Raw genomic sequence first — 17924 nt, 5'->3', positions numbered from 1 at the left:
AAACTTTATATCTGATTTTTGATTATCCCTATAAATATTACACTTTCAAGCTTTTCGAAGTATAGAAAAACACTCATTTTACCACGAATATACCACGATTAAACGAGCCTTGATATGACGATAAAATAGCACTAAAAAGACACCATTGACACATTGAAGTGGTGTCTTTTATTAATAAGCAGTCAATCCTAAGACTAACTGCTTTTGCAAAATAAAGGTAATCACTATTTTGTTTGTTTCTTTAGAATAATATAGCTTGCAATCACAACTACAAAGAATACTAACACGAAAACTAAAGTATGAAATATTCCTATCGGATAAGGTGCAATCCACCCTTCTAGTTTGAAAACCAATCCTGAAATATATCCTGTAATCATAGAAATAGGCATAAAAGCAACTCCGATTATATTAAGCCAATTTACATAAAAGGGGGATTTTTCTTCCGATAGTATTCTCGCTATAAAATATCCAACAATCCCTATAGCTTGAATAATCATTGAACCCCAAACTGCTTCCATTGTTTGTTCTGCATACCAATTACCAAATGCACAAAACAGCCCAATAGCAACAAAAGCTGTTGATGATATATAAAGTACCTTACTCGTAAGCTCTTTATTTTTTTGTTCTTTGTCTGCTACTGGTTCAATTCCCTTTAGGATATAGTCAGTTGTTACTCCAAAAAAATCACTCATTATAATTATTTTTTCTAAGTCAGGCGTACTTTGTTCACTTTCCCATTTGGAAACAGCCTGCCTTGAAACTCCAACTTTATCCGCAAGTTCCTCTTGTGATATTCCTTTTGATTTCCTTAAATATTGTATTCTGTCTGCCATATTCATTAGCTAACACTCCTTTCTTTCATGGTGTAATTTTAGCAATATTATCAGTTGCATAGCCACCATTTAGATATGGAAATATGTCAACTGGCAGTTGCAATGATGTTTTTTGACAAATCAGCAGAATATTCTTGCTTATAACGTAATTTAAACATATCCATATTATAACAGTTCCATATATCCGCCACAACAAAAATCAGCACACCCCCCTTGACATTTTTCTGTCTTGAAAAATACACACTTTTTCTTTCTTCCTCTTGATTACCAACCACAGAAAAGAAAAAGCCCTGTCAAGAGCCTTGCCACCATTGGTGGTGCTTTGCACTCTTTACTGGGCTTTTTGTTTGCTGTATCTTTCATTCAAGAGGAAAATTAAAGACCTCTGTTCCATTTCTCTTTCAGATAATCTTCATAGTCCGTTTCATCAAAATCTAACTGTGGCGAAGTGTCGGGAATGTTATTTCTGCTGTCTATGTCCGCAAGTTGACGGAATATCCAGTCATCATAAGGGTCATGGTATTTATACTCTTTGGGCTGTTCTCTGTATCGGTCTAACCCTCGCATTTCCTTATGTACTTTCATCATGCGTTCTATTTTTTGACGTTGTATCAACTGCTTGATTTCCATAAGTTCTTCTAACTCCGTAACCTCATTGGTAATGTAGTTATGGATATACTGTATGAGTTTGGTTTCCATGTAAAATCTGCATTCTTTTTCATCATTGAAAAATTCATTTTCAGACAGATAATCTAAGGAAACATTGAAGTCCTGTTCCCGTTTGATAATATCCATGATATATGGTTCGGTGTGGTCAATATACTTCCATTCTCCTGATAATAATTCATTGGGCGTTACTCCCAGCACGTCCATTATCTTTTCTAATGTGTCAAAGGTAGGATAATTCACACCCCGTTCAATCTTGGAAAGGCTCTGCATATTGATACCGATTTTATCCGCAAGTTCCTGTTGTTTCATTCCTCTGTGTTTTCTTATGGTCTGTATATTCTCTCCTAAGAAACTGATTTTCTTTTCATAATGTTCCATAACTTAGTATAACCGCTCCTTTCGTTGCTTTTCTCGGTGTTTATAAGCATATCATACTTAATATTTATCAAAAAGTCAATCAAAACTTCTTGACAAGTAATTCTAATGGCGTTATTATCGTATTAGATAGGGTGATTAAGCACGCTAGGGTCAATCACACGCTTGAGTAAGCATAGAAAAGATGTATTTTCATTTTGATAGCATGAATAAGCATGGACTATCAGACCGAAAATAAGGTTTCTGACTGGGGCTGTTCCGTTTAGCCACGAGTCTTACAAGGCTCGTGAGCGTTAAGAACGGATCAGACACAGGAAGAAAGGGAACGCCTTTAGGCGTTCATAAAGGGCGTATATGTAACACCGCCCTGCGTATACATGTCATAGTACCTAGAAACTGTGATAAATAAAGGAAAAAACACGATTTTTACCCGCAAAAAACGGGGCATACGAAAGGAGCAATGCACTATAACTACACACAAAAATTTATCCGTTAAGATTGATTACATCAGCATTGTATTTGAAACGGCAACCGCTGAAGATATAATCATGCACATTTTAGATTTACCGACTGACATTTTCAATGTTTATCCAGCAATGATAAAATTCAAGACTTATCAAGCACGCTGGCAGATTGGAGATATTTATGTATCGGGGGACGCAAGAAAGACAGAGGATAACCCACAGGGGCTAGGCTGTTATCTTGTTATGACTGGCAGAGGTTGTGATGATATTTTCCGTATTCTCGACAGTAGGAATTATACCTTTGGGGATATGTTTCGACGCTGTGAGCGAAGATACGGACTGGATAACTTTCATTTCACAAGACTTGATATTGCCATTGATGATAAGAACGAAAAGCCATTCTTTACCATAGAGCAGATAAAGAAGAAATGCGAAAAAGAGGAATTTATTTCTAATAGTGAGGGCTACCACTTTGACGAAAGCAAGTTTGATGATTTCGACACCGCAAAGACTGTTTATATCGGTGCTGGTAAATCGGGATTATCCTACCGCTTTTATGATAAGGATAAGGAAGTCTGTTCAAAACATAATAAGACACTTGATGAAGTCGGCAGTTGGAAACGGACAGAAATGCAACTGCGTGATGATAAGGCTCATGTTTTTGCCATGACATTCAAAGACAGACCGTTGGAACTTGGGGAACTGGCTTTCGGGCTATTAGCAAACAACCTACGCTTTGTCGTGCCAAACAGAAATGAAAGTAATAAGAGCAGATGGAAAACGTGTCGGTTTTGGGAACGATTTTTAGGGGCTGTGGAAATCTTGAAACTGCAAGTACCGAAACTACATAATTCCCTTGAGGAAACACAGCAATGGCTCACAGAGGGTGGCGTGATTTCTGCTGTCAAAAGTTTTTATTTCTTAGAAGAACATGATGCATTAGGTGGACTGGAAAAAGTGGGAACTATGCTTGACAGGGCAAGATACAGCAGTTCCCTTTCCAGTAAATTAACCGCCCACTTACAGAGGATAGACCGCACCGACCTTATCCCCTATATCCAGTATGACACGAAACATGGGAAAGGGGGTATCTGATGAATAACAACGACATTCCCGTATGGGAAAAATACACCCTTACCATTGAAGAAGCGTCAAAGTATTTCCGTATCGGAGAAAACAAGTTAAGACGCTTGGCAGAGGAAAACAAGGACGCTGGCTGGCTCATTATGAATGGCAACCGCATACAGATTAAACGCCGACAGTTTGAAAAGGTCATTGATAAATTGGACGCAATCTAATGCAAATGAGCCTTGTATGTGTTATGATGAATACAAGTCATATCAAGGCTCTTTCCAACAAGGAAAGGAGCAGACACCATGAAAGAAAAAAGACGGGATAGTAAAGAACGTATCCTGCATACTGGAGAGAGCCAACGAACAGACGGAAAATACTTATATAAATATGTAGACGCATTTGGAAACACAAAATATGTGTATGCTTGGAGATTGACACCCACAGACCCGACACCAAAGGGAAAACGGGAAAAACCCTCACTTCGTGAACTGGAACAGCAGATAAGACGGGATATTGAGGACGGTATCGACAGCACAGGCAAGAAAATGACGCTTTGCCAACTCTACGCCAAACAGAACGCACAGAGGGCAAATGTGAAGAAAAGCACACAGAAACAACGGGAACAACTCATGCGGTTATTGAAAGAGGACAAGTTAGGTGCTAGGAGCATTGATACGATAAAACCCTCTGACGCTAAAGAATGGGCGTTACGCATGAAAGACAAAGGCTTTTCCTATAACACTATTAACAACCATAAACGCTCGTTAAAAGCGTCATTCTATATCGCCATACAAGACGATTGTGTAAGGAAAAACCCTTTTAATTTCAAGTTAAGTGAAATCATAGAAAATGATACCAAAGAGAAAGTAGCATTGACAGAGGAACAGGAACAAGCCTTACTGTCATTCATCAAGACGGATAACGTGTATCACAAGTATTATGATGATGTGCTGATACTGTTAAAGACAGGACTTCGTATCTCGGAACTGTGCGGACTGACAGTAGCCGATATTGATTTCAAGAATGAGGTTGTGGTTATCGACCACCAGTTATTAAAGAGCAAGGAACAGGGCTATTATATTGAAACGCCTAAGACAAAGAGTGGAACAAGGCAAGTGCCATTAAGCAGAGAAACGATACAGGCATTTCAACGGGTCATAAGGAAACGCACAAAAGGGAAACTGATAGAGATAGACGGATACAAAGATTTTCTGTTCGTCAATCCGAAAGGCAATCCTAAAGTTGCGATTGATTACAACGCCTTATTTGTCCGTATGGTAAAGAAATATAACAAACACCACAAGGATAACCCCTTGCCACATATCACACCACATACGCTACGCCATACGTTCTGCACAAGACTGGCAAGCAAGAACATGAACCCGAAAGATTTACAGTATATCATGGGACATTCAAACATCAGTATCACAATGAACTGGTATGCTCATGCGTCCATAGATACCGCAAAATCAGAGGTTCAGCGTCTAATCGCATAAGAAGTATTTACCACGATTTTAACCACGCTTGATAGCGAAAATATAAGAAGATAGACCTAGATATGTGAGGTTTACCACAAAAGCAAAATGCCCGTAGAGCCTATAAAATAAGGCTTTGCGGACATTTAAGAAGATATAAAAAGATAGTCAAAAAGACATATATGATTTACTCTAAATATCAGAACATTTTGAAAAAAGCCGAAAAAAGAAAAGCAGAGCTGGAGTCAAATGGACAGAAAGTTACACTTGTACGTGAGGAGCCATTTGCTGCGGCGAGAGATTCGGTAGATTTCAAAGTGTACCTGATGATTTGGAAAGAAAAGCAGGGGGACCGTGTTGCTGAAATAGAAGAATTTTAGCAATGGATGATATGAGAACTTAGAAAATAGAAACAGGTCAACGGAGTGAGACTCAATTGATATTCAAAGAGAGGAACAAATACAAATGATCAACCGAGAAGATATGCTGGAATTGACGCGGCGGATGACGCCTGCAAGAACATCATTCACAAGAATAGCAGGCTGTTATGTAGATGCAGACGGAGATTTTGACGGAAGCTTTAACATCAACTTCCTCAAACTCTCTGCGTCAGAAAAAACAAAAAATCTCGCAATCGCCAAAACGATTCCATTTGCAGAGACAAACACAAAACTGAAAAAATACGAGATCCAGCCGGAAAATCAGAAAGCCGGAAGTATGTGGCAGCTTTTGATGGCGCTCAGAGACTGTGAACTCAAAAACGATGCCCTGATGGATACTCTTTATGATATCATCATGGAAAACATCCGGATCACCATCCCTTACGCGATCTATGTTTTCCATGATAACTACGATATCCCAGCCAAAGCCACCGACAAAGAACGCCTCGGAGAATCCGAAGAGATGTTCCCTTACCTCATCTGCGCCATCTGTCCCCTTGTCGGCGAATACGAACCCGGATCCCCAACATCCGGCTTCCTCTTCCCCGCCTTTACAGACCGCAGCGGTGACCTGAACCATATAAATATCTATGGCATAACTGAAAAGAAACGTGAAGAACTTGGTAGACTTATATCTTTATAATAATGTGTTGTTGGAAATATTTTAAAGATACAAATTTTTAAAAACTAAAACAAATCATTATACTCAAATTTATTTATCCGTTTTTTCGTCCCCCTCCAACACTTTAAAACCTACCTTATTCATCCATCAGCAAGCTCCGGAACTCCGTAAAGAAACGTCCCTGCTCTTCTTTGGTCATCTTAACCAGCATCTCCAGGCTTTCCATACTGATCCGCCCGGCTGAGAACAGCAGTTCCGTATAATCCCATTTCGTATATCCATACTCTTTTTCCCAGTCGCAGATTTTCTTCATTCCATAATAATAGCAGGTGAAATATCCCGGCGCATTCTGGTGTGCCTGTACCTGGGCGCGGGCAGTTACGCGGTCAAAGCCAAGCTCTTCTTCGTAGATTTTTACAGCATCTTCCAGTGTCGCTCCAAAATAATACAGCTGCAGATCAACCAGGATACGGACAGAGGCATGATGACGGCGGAATGCAACGAACAGAGGGAAGAACGGGTCTTCCGCAAAGATAAAGGTAAATGCGCGTTCAGTCCGAATACAGGTTCCCTCTTCCAGAGGTACACTTTTTGCTCCTATTTTTACAGTTTCCGGTGTTGGATCGATCGCTGCACGGATAAACTGGACATGGTGTCCCGGATAAGTTTCGTGCATGGTATTCATCTTGATCCAGCCATCGGTAATGTTCTGATAATTATACTGATTCAGGAACATCTGGCCGCGGAGCGGTTTGACACGGAAATCACCACCCTCATAACCGCCCCAAGGGTAAGAATCCTTATAGCAAGGCGGAAGAGGAACGCACAGACAGGTTTCATCTTCCGGAAGACGTACATATTCATGAGCGACAGCACGGGTACGTTTCAGATAATTTCTGGCACGTGTATACATTTCCTCGGCACTGTCATAAGGACCAGCATAGCGGAAAAGCACATCACTGACTTCTTTCATTGTCTTCGGAGTTCCTTTCGGAAGCTCTAATTTGGAGGCGATTTCGAATACTTCAGCACGGGTCTTTTCAATTTCTTCTTTATGCCATGCAAGCAGTTCGTCGAGAGATACACCAAGACGGTTTTTCAGAAGGCTGCGGTAAGCTTCCGGATCCATCTTGATGGTCTTTGAGAGATCATCCTTTAATAATTCTTCAGAGTCAGACTGGCAGTCTGAACCGAGTAAATCTGCCATTTCCTGAAGCTGATCGATAAAAATCCGGAAGGACTGTGATAAAGACGCAATCTGTTCTTCTGTGAAATCCGGGAAATATTCATTTAACAGTTTCAGGTCGCGCTGCATATCCAGCCTTGCGCGGGCAAAGGCAGAAGAAAGAGAAGCTTCATTTTCTCCGTATTGTGTGTGGATCAGATTAAGGATCAAATCCTGATTTTCATGAAATGCCTGTAATTTTCTGGTCAGGACATCGAGACGTACTTCATTAGAACGCCTGTCACAGCGAGCGATTTCCTGAAGATAATATGCAAAATCCAGGAGAGGTGCTTCCGGATTGTGTTCTTTTTCTTCGATAGTAAATTTAAGAGAATCCAGGAAGTCATTCAGATGATGCTTCACCAGACGATAGACATTGTCCGGTGTATCCAGGTTTTCAACCTGTGTTTTTAAATCGTTCCATTTTTCGCGGACCGACCTGATCTTTTCGGGAGTCGGGAGAAAAAGGATATTTTCAAAAGAACGGTGGCTTTCGAGTTGGTCATGCAAAATGGCAAGTTCTCTGTCAAGTTCGCGGTAAGTATTGGTTAAGTCAGTATTTTTCATGAGTAAATGGCACTCTCCTTTTTTAGAAATTTGTTCTGATTGTATCTTACCGCAGAAAATGTCAAATGAAAAGCAGGACAGATAAAAAGATTCGCGTGTCGACTTATGCCCCTTTCTGTGATATGATAATCAAGAGATTATTATGAGCAGAAAGGGGCATTTTTTCGATGGCAGCAACATCTGAAAATAAGCCAAAACAATATATATCTGTCGGGATCCTGGCGCATGTGGATGCCGGAAAGACGACGCTTTCGGAAGGAATCCTTTATCTTACCGGTCAGATCAGGAAGCTTGGAAGAGTTGACCATGGAGATGCATTTCTGGACACGTATACGCTGGAGAGAAGCCGGGGGATTACCATTTTTTCCAAGCAGGCGAATTTTGTGCTTGGAGATAAGCAGGTGACTCTTCTAGATACACCGGGGCATGTGGACTTTTCAGCAGAAATGGAGCGTACCCTGCAGGTTCTTGATTATGCAATCCTGGTTGTCAGCGGAGCGGACGGTGTGCAGGGACATACACGAACCCTGTGGAATCTTCTTGCAAGGTATCAGGTTCCGACCTTTATTTTCATAAATAAGATGGATCAGGACGGTACGAACAGACAGGACAGACTTGCTGAATTAAAGCGGAAGCTCAGCGGAGAGTGTGTGGACTTTACAGAAGCGGGTGAAGAATTTCTGGAAGAGCTGTCTATGTGCGATGAGACGGTAATGGAAAGCTATCTGGAAAATGGAAAGATCACGACAGGTCAGATTCAGACGCTGATCCGGGAACGAAAGGTATTTCCATGCTATTTCGGTTCTGCACTGAAGCTGGAAGGTGTGCAGGAATTACTGGACGGACTGGAAAAATACATGGACGGACCGGTAAGCGGGACGCATGCTGAAGAAGCTTTTGGAGCGAAGGTATATAAGATATCCAGAGATTCACAGGGCAGCCGCCTGACACATATGAAGATCACAAACGGAGTACTGAAGGTCAAAGAGATCCTGGAATATATGGCAGAGGAAGAACCTTTGCAGGAGAAAGTCAACCAGATCCGGATTTATTCCGGGGACAAGTACGAGATGGTGCAGGAAGCAGAAAAAGGCTGTATCTGTGCTGTGACAGGACTTACCCGGACTTATCCGGGACAGGGGCTTGGGATGCAGCAAAGTTCTTCGGCACCGATACTGGAGCCGGTTCTGAATTACCGGGTGGAGCTGCCGGAAGGCTGTGATGTCCACCGGATGCTGCAGAATTTCAGACAACTGGAGGAAGAAGATCCGATGCTCCGTGTAGTCTGGAATGAAGAGGCAGGAGAGATTCAGGTCCAGCTGATGGGCGAAGTGCAGACGGAGATTCTGCAAAGTCTTGTAAAAGAACGGTTTGACGTGGATATTTCTTTTGGAAGTGGGAATATTGTTTACAAAGAAACGATTAAAAATACAGTTGAAGGAGTAGGGCATTTTGAGCCGCTGCGTCATTATGCAGAAGTGCATCTGATACTGGAACCGGGAGAGCCGGGAAGTGGAATCACGATCGATACGATCTGCAGTGAGGATGTGCTGGACAAGAACTGGCAGCGACTGATCCTGACGCATGTGCTGGAAAGAGAGCATCGGGGCGTTCTGACGGGATCGGTGCTTACTGATGTGAAGATCACACTTGCCAGTGGACGTGCACATCTGAAGCATACAGAGGGCGGAGATTTCCGCCAGGCTGTATACCGTGCAATCCGCCAGGGACTGATGCGGGCAGAGAATGTACTGCTTGAACCGTATTATGCATTTCGTCTGGAAATTCCGTCAGAAATGACAGGCCGTGCACTTACGGATATTCAGCGGATGAATGGAGAATTTGACGGACCGGAGACGGAAGATGATATGGCTGTTGTCACCGGAAGTGCACCGGTGTCTGAAATGCAGGATTATCAGAGAGAAGTAACCACATACAGCAGAGGAAGAGGGAAACTGTTCTGTACGCTGAAGGGATATTTTCCATGCCATAACCAGGACGAGGTTGTAGAGGCGATTGGTTACGATCCGGAGCGGGATGTGGAGAATCCGACGGGCTCTGTATTCTGTGCTCATGGAGCAGGATATAATGTACCGTGGCAGGAAGTGCCGGAACATATGCATATTGAGGCACAGCTTCCGAAGATCCTGGAAGAGCGGAAAAGGCTGGCAGGAGAGACAGAAAAAAGTCTGGATGAGACTGTACCGGTAAATTTACGCAAGGAGAAAGGCGGATCAGCAGAAGCAGCAGCCAGAGGCGGCAGGCATTATGCGCGTAATGCCAGAGAAGACAGGGAACTGGAAGAGATTTTTATCCGGACTTACGGACGGGTAGAGAGAAAAGCCGATCGTCTTCCAAAGACTGTGACTGCAGGGAAAACGCCAAAAGCAAAGAAAGATGAAGAAGGCGTACAGGAATATTTGCTGGTAGATGGTTATAATGTTATTTTCGCATGGGATGATCTGAAAGAACTGGCAAAAGAGAATATTGAAGCAGCAAGAAATAAACTGATGGATGTGCTTTGCAATTATCAGGGGTTCAAGAACTATCCTCTGATCCTGGTATTTGATGCCTACAAGGTTGAAGGCGAAGCAATGGAAATCTTCAAATACCACAACATTCATGTTGTGTATACAAAAGAAGCTGAGACGGCGGATATGTACATTGAAAAGGTAGTACATGAAGTCGGAAGAAAGTATCATGTGACGGTAGTTACATCAGATGGTGTGGAACAGGTGATCACACAGGGACAGGGAGGTACGATCATATCTTCCCGGGAGTTCCTGGAAGAGGTGAAGATCGTGAACCGGCAGATTCAGGAAGAATGGGAGCTGCACAAAGAGAGTGCGAAAAATTATCTGTTCGATCATATGGACAGGGAGCTTGCCGGTCATATGGAAGAGGTCCGCATGGGCCGGAAAGAATTGGGTGAGAGAGCAAATGATCAATAAAGAGGAATTTCTGAAAACCTGTAATCTGACAGAGGACGACCTTACGGCTGCCCGGATTTCCTGGGAGGAGCTGACAGAGATCTATGAAGATTATATGTCAAAAACGAAATTGTTCCGTCATCTGGGAAAAGAATTTGTAGATGAATATATTTATGATATTGAGCGGGCAGGGATCCATTCCTACCGTTACAGAACTAAGAATCCAATGCACCTTCTGGAAAAGATCATCCGGAAGCGGAAAGAAAATTATGCAAAATTTGAACATATCAACAAATCGAATTACCACAAATACATCACAGATTTGATTGGTATCAGGGTTTTCTTCCTTTACCGGGAGGACTGGATCCATTTTCATAAGTTCATCACTTCGATGTTTGAAAATGATCCGAACAATTATGTAGAGGACAGGCTGCGGGATTTTGATGAGGATCCGGAGCACTGCTATATCGCAGAACGTCCAAAAGTATACAAGCGTTCCGGAGATACGAGGATTTATGACAGTACGCAGATTGAAGTGCGGACAGGTGGGTATTACCGTTCACTGCATTATATCATCAAGTATCACGGATACTATCTGGAAATCCAGGGCAGAACGCTTTTTGAAGAAGGATGGAGCGAGATTGACCATGATATCGTGTATCCGTATTACAAGGACGATGAGATGCTGACGGAGTTTTCCGGACTGCTGAACAGGCTTTCGGGAGTGGCAGATGAGATGAGTTCGTATTTCAGAAAGATGAAAAAACTCAGAGAAGAAGAACCGGATAAAAAAATAAAGGATCTCTTATAAAAATTAAAAATAAAAAGCAAAAGACGTTCATAACAAAAAGTTATGTTCCGTTTGTTTTATATACTGGAAAATTGCATTTCAAAGTATATAAAAAAAGGTCAAATGCAAAGAGGCATAGCTGCAGAAAATTGCGGTTATGCTTTTTTATTTTATCTTCTCTGCAAAATATAAATAGGGAGGGATTTTCGTGAAAAAGTATATTGCGAAAAATATGTATTCGGAAGTCATGATCTGGAGAATGGGAATGAATTTTGTGAGCAGGATTATGTATCGTGGTCGGCACCGTTGGATGACCTGTCTGACTGGCGTTATGAAGGCGTAATCTACCGAAAAGATCAGGATCCGTATGAGTAGTAAATAAATATTACAGGATCAAGTGGGGAGTAAGCATTGCTTACTTCTCGCTTCCCGATTATAATTAGAATAACAGAAATTAAGTTAGAAAGGATGGATTCAATGATGTGCTGACACTGCTGATCCACCTCGGATATCTGGCGTACAACGAAGATGAAAGGACGGTATTTATTCCAAATGCGGAGATCCGGCAGGAGTTTAGAGCAGTAGTAAAAATGGCATATAAAATGGAAATAGATAAAAGAAGCTGTGTTTGCTCTGCAAAAGAATTATCAGAGAAGGAGGAAGAAAACCATGCGATTTCTTCATTTATCAGACCTGCACCTCGGCAAGCGAGTGAATGAATTTTCTATGCTGGAGGATCAGGCATATATTTTAAAAGAGATACTGAACATTATCGATGAGCAGAAGGTGGAAGCGGTTCTGATCGCGGGTGACGTTTACGACAAAGTGATTCCGCCTGCGGAAGCAGTGCGACTTTTGGATGATTTCCTGACAAGGCTTGCCGCGAGGGAGTTGCCGGTATTTCTGATCAGTGGAAACCATGATTCTGCAGAAAGAGTTGCTTTCGGTTCAAGACTGATGAGCAGCAGACAGATCTATCTTTCACCGATATTTGAGTCGGATGTAGAACCGATAACGATAAGTGACCGGTACGGTGAGATCAATATTTACATGCTTCCATTTGTGAAGCCGTCCCTGGTAAAAAGGGTGTATCCGGAAGAAGAGGTCATCACCTATCAGGACGCTGTAAATGCGGCAGTGCAGCATATGCAGATTGACACAGATAAACGAAATATCCTGCTTGCGCATCAGTTCGTGGCCGGTGCGGCAAGATGTGATTCAGAAGAACTGTCTGTAGGCGGTGTGGATGATGTGGACGCATCTGTCTTTGACGGATTTGATTATGTGGCGCTTGGACATCTCCATGGCCCGCAGAAGATCGGGAAAGAGACAGTGCGGTATTCGGGAACGCCGCTCAAATATTCTTTTTCTGAAACCAATCACAAAAAAGCAGCAGTCATCGTTGATGTAGAAGAAAAAGGCAAAATAAATATTCAGCAGATTCCATTTTTGCCGAAACATGATATGCGGGAGATCAGAGGAACTTACATGGAAGTGACTGCACTGGATTTTTACAAGGATATGAACACGGACGATTATCTTCACATTACGCTGACTGATGAAGAGGATATACCGGACGCAATCGGGAAGCTCAGAACGATTTATCCGAATATCATGAAGCTGTCTTATGACAATCTGCGGACGAGAGCGGCAGGGACAGTGAGAGGAACGGCAGAAGTAGAGGAGAAATCCCCGATGGAGCTTTTAAGAGAGTTCTATGAGCTTCAGAACAACCAGCCCATGACGGATGAACAGGAAGAGATTGCCAGAGGAATGATGGAAGAAATATGGGAGGATGAGAGATGAGACCGATAAAACTTACGATTTCTGCATTCGGACCGTATGCAAAAGAGACAGAGATCATTCTGGATGAACTTGGTGAGCGGGGACTTTATCTGATAACCGGCGATACCGGTGCCGGAAAGACCACAATTTTTGATGCAATCGCATTTGCACTTTACGGGGAAGCGAGTGGAAATGAAAGAGAGCCGGGGATGCTTCGGAGTAAATATGCGGATCCGAAGACGCCGACCTTTGTGGAATTGGAGTTCTTCTATCAGGGGCAGAACTACCATATCCGGAGAAATCCGGAGTACATGCGTCCAAAGGACAGGGGCGAGGGCATGACGCTGCAAAGAGCGGATGCGGTACTGGAATTTCCGGATGACAGGCTTCCGGTCACAAAGGCAAAAGAGGTCACAAAAGCAGTGACAGAACTGATCGGGCTCGACCGCGGACAATTTACTCAGATTGCAATGCTGGCGCAGGGAGATTTTATGAAGCTTCTGTTTTCAAAAACTGAGGAGCGGAGCAAAATTTTCCGGGAAATTTTCCATACCAGACCGTATCTTGCGTTTCAGGAGAAAATGAAAAATGCAAGCGGCAGATTGCAGGAACAGTACGAGGATGTCAGCAAAAGCATTTTGCAGTACATGAAGGATATCAGCTGCGAAGAGGATGACGTGCTTGCTACGGATGTGAAAAAGATCCGTGAGAGCAAAGCGGTGGTTCATGCGGACAAGGTTCTGGAAGTGTTGGAAATTCTGACAAATCAGGATGCAGATTCGGTGAAAGAAAAGAAGAAGAATTTAACGAAGATCGAGAAAGATCTGGAAGAGCTGAACCAGAGAATCGGAAAGGCAGAGGCAGTGATCCGTGCAAAAAAGGAACTGGAAAAAGCGGAGCAGACGATAGCAGAGAAGACACCAACGCTGGAAGAACTGGAAATGGCACTGAAGAAAGAACAGGAAAAAGTGCCAGAAAGAGAGCAGTTAACAGAAGAGATCGGAAAGAGGCAGGAAAAGCTTGCAGAGTATGACGAGCTGAAAAAACTTCAGAAACAGATCAAAGAGCTTGAGAAACAGATTGAGATATTAAAGGACCGGGAAAGCCGATATCAGGAAAAGAAAGCGCAGATGCAGGTACAGCTGGAACAGAAAAGGAATTTACTGGAACAGCTGAAGGATGCGGAAATAAAAGTTCTGAAAGTTACAGCAGAACAGAAAGAGGTTTCAGTAAGAAAAGAAGCGGCAGAAGACATTCTTATTCAATATAAAAGATACCAAAGACAGAAGAAAAGTGTGGAAGAGGCGCAGAAAGCATACCTTGTCATGCAGGAGGAATGTACAGAGCGAAAGACACAGCTTGCCTGGATGGAGAGGGCATTTCTGGATGAGCAGGCGGGGATTCTTGCAAAGGTTCTGAAAACGGGAGAGCCGTGTCCGGTGTGCGGATCGGTCCAGCATCCATGTCCGGCACAGATGATGGAAGGTGCACCGGAAAAAGAAGAGCTTGAAAAATACCGGAAAGAGACTGCCGATGTGGAGAAAAAGACGAATGATGCAAGCTTTAAGGCAAATGAAAAGCTGGTGCAGTTAAAAGCGCTGGAAGAAGAAATCCAAAAGAGTGTGAAAAGCTTTGACAGCAGCATACAGGAAGAAGAGATTGAAAAATCGCTGGCGTTGATCGGTCAACAGATGGATGCCCTCGAAAAGTCAGAAAAGGAATTACAGAAAAAGCTGGAAGTAGCTAAAGAAGCAGTGGTAGAAAAGCAGAAGATGGAAGCTGAGATCCCGGAACTGGAGCAGATGCAGAAAAAGCTTCAGGAGGAAGAACAGGAGCGAAAGGATCAGCTCCTTGTGTCTGAGAGAGATAAAGCAAATGCAGAAGAGCAGGCTGTGAAGGTGCGTGGCAAACTAGAATTTCCGGAGAAAACAGAAGCAGAACAGAAGATCAAAGAGCTGGATAAGCAGAAAAAAGAGATTGATAAGAATCTGAGTGCTGCCCAGAAGGCATTCCAGGACTGCAGTCAGTCGGTAGAAGCGGCAAAGACGAAGAAGAAAACGCTGGAGAAGCAGATTGCAGGTAATAAAGAAACCGATATGGAAGAACTTGTCCAGGCACGACAGGAAGTATCAGGTGCGAAAAAAGAGCTTCAAAAACAGATGGAAGAGATCAGGATCCGTTATGAAAACAATCTGAAAATCAGGAATGCGATCGACAAGCAGAGTGCAAAGCTTCTGGAGCTTGAGCGGAACTGGACGCAGGTGCGTGAGATTTCCGATACGGTAAATGGAAAGATCAAAGGCGGATCCAAAGAAAAGATCAAGTTTGAGACCTACATCCAGACCAATTATTTTGACCGGATCATTGCCCGTGCAAATACGCGGTTTATGGTGATGAGTGGAGGACAATATGAGCTGAAACGCCAGACTGATACGGATGACCGAAAGAGTCAGAGTGGTCTGGAACTGAATGTGATCGATCATTATAATGGTTCTGAGCGAAGCGTGAAGACACTTTCCGGCGGGGAATCCTTTAAAGCTTCTCTTTCGCTGGCACTCGGACTTTCTGATGAGATCCAGGCATCGGCAGGCGGAATCCAGCTGGATACCATGTTTGTCGATGAAGGATTTGGTTCACTGGATGAAGAGTCACTGGAACAGGCGATGAAAGCACTGAATGGTCTTACGGAAGGCAACCGTCTGGTGGGAATCATTTCCCATGTACAGGAATTAAAAGCAAGGATTGAGAAACAGATTGTGGTGACAAAGGAAAAAGCAGGCGGAAGCAGAGTGGAACTTAAGATTGACTGATCTGTGCCGGAGAAGAATTTCATGCTGAGATGAAGCGGAGCACCAATGGAGGTGGGGAAAATTCACCGAAACTGGAAGGAGAAGATGATTTTTATGAGCTGTTTTTTGCAGGACTGGAGCAGAAGGAAAATAAAAATCTAAATGAATAAAAATACTATGAAGAAATGGTTTTGACTTTCAGATATGCAGCAAGTGTGTTAAGATAGGTACAGACTATTCATAAAATGTGCAAAAATATACAATTTGAAAAGAGCGAATATAAAAGGAAAAAGGAGTAAAAATCATGCCAGTTTTTGATTTTAAACACACATCAGATGAAAAAAAGTTCCAGGAATGTACTTATACAACATTCCGCTCGAATGAGACAGAAGCGACAGCGGAGAAACCGATGCTGGTTCTGGATAACAGCAACCGTAAATGGAAGCATCATTCCTGTGGTATTTTCACCAACCCGATCAAGAAGACATCCTTTGAATTTGACGAGGAAGATGGAACTGTAAGTGCGGACATTCTCCAGATCGATGCGAGATTTGTAAGCCTGATCAAATGGCTGGGCGAGAACCACATCAATGTCCGTCTTTCCGGTGAAAACCGTGCAGACGGCTATGCAGTATACAAGATCCGGGAGATCGCATTCGGTGGGGCAACCAAGCTTTCAGCTGAAGATGGTTTCCTGCAGTTCATGATCGAGCGTCTTTTCGCAAGCAGTGCACCGACAGAAGAAGCAGTGGATGAGGAAATGGAAGAAGACGGCGACAGCATGAAGCTGACAAGCCTGCAGAGTATCACCGATTTTATGAACTGTGCAGGAAGAACCCTTCCGGACAATATCCGTCTGTGGGCAAGAAGAAACCTTGCTGTTGCAAGATCACACGAAGTGTCACCGGAAGAAAGAAGACATGCGCAGAGAGCTCTTTCAATCATGATGAATATTCAGTGGAAGAGCAATTATTTTGAATCCATTGATCCGGATGAGGCAAGAAGAATCCTGGATGAAGAGCTTTACGGAATGGAACGTGTCAAACAGAGAATCATCGAAACAATCATCCAGATCAACAGAACGCACACTCTTCCGGCGTATGGAATCCTTCTGATCGGACCGGCCGGAACCGGTAAATCGCAGATCGCTTATGCAATTGCACGTATCCTGAAGCTTCCGTGGACAACTCTGGATATGAGTTCCATTAACGATCCGGAACAGCTTACAGGAAGTTCCCGTGTATACGCCAATGCGAAACCGGGAATTATTATGGAAGCATTTGCGGCAGCAGGAGAATCCAACCTGGTATTCATCATCAATGAGCTGGACAAAGCAGCATCCGGAAAAGGAAATGGGAATCCGGCGGATGTACTTTTGACACTCCTTGATAACCTTGGATTTACGGATAACTATATTGAGTGTAACGTTCCGACAGTTGGCGTATATCCGATTGCAACTGCCAATGAAAAAGATCAGATCAGTGCACCGATCATGTCCCGTTTTGCAGTTATCGATATCCCGGATTATACACCGGAAGAGAAGAAGATCATCTTCTCCAGATTTGCACTTCCGAAGATCCTGAAGAGAATGAGCCTTCGTCGGGACGAGTGTACGGTGACAGATGAAGGTCTTGATGTGATAATTGAACTTTATTCCAATACATCAGGAATCCGTGATCTGGAGCAGGCAGCCGAACATATTGCGGCAAATGCACTGTATCAGATTGAGGTTAATCATGTAAAAGAAGTTGTGTTTGATGGAGAAGCAGTGAGAGCATTGCTTTCATAAGAAAATTAAAATATGAAAATGTAAATGATGATACCAAGGTCAAAAGATTCTATTTCTGTTAATATTTATAGATGCAGTAAAATTGCAGAAGGAGCCG

At 42.9% G+C, this 17924-nt stretch carries 14 protein-coding genes and 1 pseudogene; 12 read left to right on the top strand and 3 right to left on the bottom strand.

Features of this window, described 5'->3' with window-relative positions; all coding sequences use genetic code 11:
- Window positions 1–224 precede the first annotated feature (224 nt).
- Both PG840_RS09115 and PG840_RS09110 read right to left on the bottom strand, forming a co-directional pair.
- Window positions 225–839: a helix-turn-helix domain-containing protein gene (locus PG840_RS09115; RefSeq protein ID WP_008393242.1), complete on the bottom strand. Its 615-nt coding sequence runs from the start codon at window positions 837–839 to the stop codon at window positions 225–227.
- Window positions 840–1208: 369 nt separating this feature from the next.
- Window positions 1209–1880: a helix-turn-helix domain-containing protein gene (locus tag PG840_RS09110; protein WP_008393244.1), complete on the bottom strand. Its 672-nt coding sequence runs from the start codon at window positions 1878–1880 to the stop codon at window positions 1209–1211.
- Between the two features lie 494 nt (window positions 1881–2374).
- On the opposite strand from PG840_RS09110, the gene PG840_RS09105 reads away from it, so the two are divergent.
- From PG840_RS09105 to PG840_RS09085, 5 genes are all read left to right on the top strand, one after another.
- On the top strand, window positions 2375–3436 hold the full coding sequence (locus tag PG840_RS09105) for a replication initiation factor domain-containing protein (RefSeq protein ID WP_334304442.1): 1062 nt from the start codon (window positions 2375–2377) through the stop codon (window positions 3434–3436).
- Entirely contained in the window at window positions 3436–3639 is a 204-nt protein-coding gene (locus PG840_RS09100) for an excisionase (RefSeq protein WP_002610247.1), read from the top strand. Before PG840_RS09105 ends, PG840_RS09100 begins: the two co-directional genes overlap by 1 nt.
- A 78-nt stretch (window positions 3640–3717) precedes the next feature.
- Window positions 3718–4911, top strand: coding sequence for a site-specific integrase (locus PG840_RS09095; protein ID WP_017143963.1), 1194 nt, complete (start codon window positions 3718–3720; stop codon window positions 4909–4911).
- 161 nt (window positions 4912–5072) lie between these two features.
- Entirely contained in the window at window positions 5073–5270 is a 198-nt protein-coding gene (locus tag PG840_RS09090; protein ID WP_270613541.1) for a hypothetical protein, read from the top strand.
- 85 nt (window positions 5271–5355) lie between these two features.
- A complete protein-coding gene (locus tag PG840_RS09085) occupies window positions 5356–5973 on the top strand; it encodes a DUF4317 family protein (protein ID WP_270613540.1) in 618 nt (205 codons plus the stop codon).
- Between the two features lie 115 nt (window positions 5974–6088).
- Here the strand turns inward: PG840_RS09085 and PG840_RS09080 are convergent, their stop codons facing one another.
- A complete protein-coding gene (locus PG840_RS09080) occupies window positions 6089–7744 on the bottom strand; it encodes a DUF885 family protein (protein ID WP_270613539.1) in 1656 nt (551 codons plus the stop codon).
- Between the two features lie 167 nt (window positions 7745–7911).
- Here PG840_RS09080 and PG840_RS09075 point away from each other — a divergent pair, with 167 nt between their 5' ends.
- From PG840_RS09075 to PG840_RS09045, 7 genes and pseudogenes are all read left to right on the top strand, one after another.
- A complete protein-coding gene (locus tag PG840_RS09075; protein ID WP_270613537.1) occupies window positions 7912–10695 on the top strand; it encodes a translation factor GTPase family protein in 2784 nt (927 codons plus the stop codon).
- Window positions 10685–11485 carry a GTP pyrophosphokinase gene (locus PG840_RS09070; RefSeq protein ID WP_117824703.1) on the top strand — a complete coding sequence of 267 codons (801 nt, stop codon included), beginning with the start codon at window positions 10685–10687 and terminating at the stop codon, window positions 11483–11485. The genes PG840_RS09075 and PG840_RS09070 overlap by 11 nt, the downstream gene beginning before the upstream one ends.
- A gap of 210 nt (window positions 11486–11695) precedes the next feature.
- Window positions 11696–11830 (top strand): annotated as a pseudogene (locus tag PG840_RS09065) (family 43 glycosylhydrolase); the annotation flags it as partial.
- Window positions 11831–11946: 116 nt separating this feature from the next.
- Window positions 11947–12183, top strand: a complete 237-nt coding sequence (locus PG840_RS09060) for a hypothetical protein (protein ID WP_118198656.1) — start codon at window positions 11947–11949, stop codon at window positions 12181–12183.
- A complete protein-coding gene (locus PG840_RS09055; RefSeq protein ID WP_270613536.1) occupies window positions 12134–13270 on the top strand; it encodes an exonuclease SbcCD subunit D in 1137 nt (378 codons plus the stop codon). The genes PG840_RS09060 and PG840_RS09055 overlap by 50 nt, the downstream gene beginning before the upstream one ends.
- Entirely contained in the window at window positions 13267–16059 is a 2793-nt protein-coding gene (locus PG840_RS09050) for an AAA family ATPase (RefSeq protein ID WP_270613535.1), read from the top strand. Before PG840_RS09055 ends, PG840_RS09050 begins: the two co-directional genes overlap by 4 nt.
- 283 nt (window positions 16060–16342) lie before the next feature.
- Window positions 16343–17827 (top strand): AAA family ATPase, encoded by a 1485-nt coding sequence (locus PG840_RS09045; protein WP_270613534.1) that lies wholly within the window; start codon window positions 16343–16345, stop codon window positions 17825–17827.
- The last annotated feature ends 97 nt before the right edge of the window (window positions 17828–17924 follow it).

This window comes from Coprococcus sp. AM97-35 (assembly GCF_027697525.1).
GTDB classification, from domain to species: Bacteria; Bacillota; Clostridia; order Lachnospirales; family Lachnospiraceae; genus Allocoprococcus; species Allocoprococcus comes.
This window is presented reverse-complemented; position numbering and strand designations above follow the sequence as displayed.

Excerpts from the sequence above, each read along its gene's own strand:
- PG840_RS09115 (WP_008393242.1), bottom strand. The coding sequence starts at position 839 with ATGAATATGGCAGACAGAATACAATATTTAAGGAAATCAAAAGGAATA.
- PG840_RS09110 (WP_008393244.1), bottom strand. The coding sequence starts at position 1,880 with ATGGAACATTATGAAAAGAAAATCAGTTTCTTAGGAGAGAATATACAG.
- PG840_RS09100 (WP_002610247.1), top strand. The coding sequence starts at position 3,436 with ATGAATAACAACGACATTCCCGTATGGGAAAAATACACCCTTACCATT.
- PG840_RS09095 (WP_017143963.1), top strand. The coding sequence starts at position 3,718 with ATGAAAGAAAAAAGACGGGATAGTAAAGAACGTATCCTGCATACTGGA.
- PG840_RS09090 (WP_270613541.1), top strand. The coding sequence starts at position 5,073 with ATGATTTACTCTAAATATCAGAACATTTTGAAAAAAGCCGAAAAAAGA.
- PG840_RS09085 (WP_270613540.1), top strand. The coding sequence starts at position 5,356 with ATGATCAACCGAGAAGATATGCTGGAATTGACGCGGCGGATGACGCCT.
- PG840_RS09080 (WP_270613539.1), bottom strand. The coding sequence starts at position 7,744 with ATGAAAAATACTGACTTAACCAATACTTACCGCGAACTTGACAGAGAA.
- PG840_RS09075 (WP_270613537.1), top strand. The coding sequence starts at position 7,912 with ATGGCAGCAACATCTGAAAATAAGCCAAAACAATATATATCTGTCGGG.
- PG840_RS09070 (WP_117824703.1), top strand. The coding sequence starts at position 10,685 with ATGATCAATAAAGAGGAATTTCTGAAAACCTGTAATCTGACAGAGGAC.
- PG840_RS09055 (WP_270613536.1), top strand. The coding sequence starts at position 12,134 with ATGCGATTTCTTCATTTATCAGACCTGCACCTCGGCAAGCGAGTGAAT.
- PG840_RS09050 (WP_270613535.1), top strand. The coding sequence starts at position 13,267 with ATGAGACCGATAAAACTTACGATTTCTGCATTCGGACCGTATGCAAAA.
- PG840_RS09045 (WP_270613534.1), top strand. The coding sequence starts at position 16,343 with ATGCCAGTTTTTGATTTTAAACACACATCAGATGAAAAAAAGTTCCAG.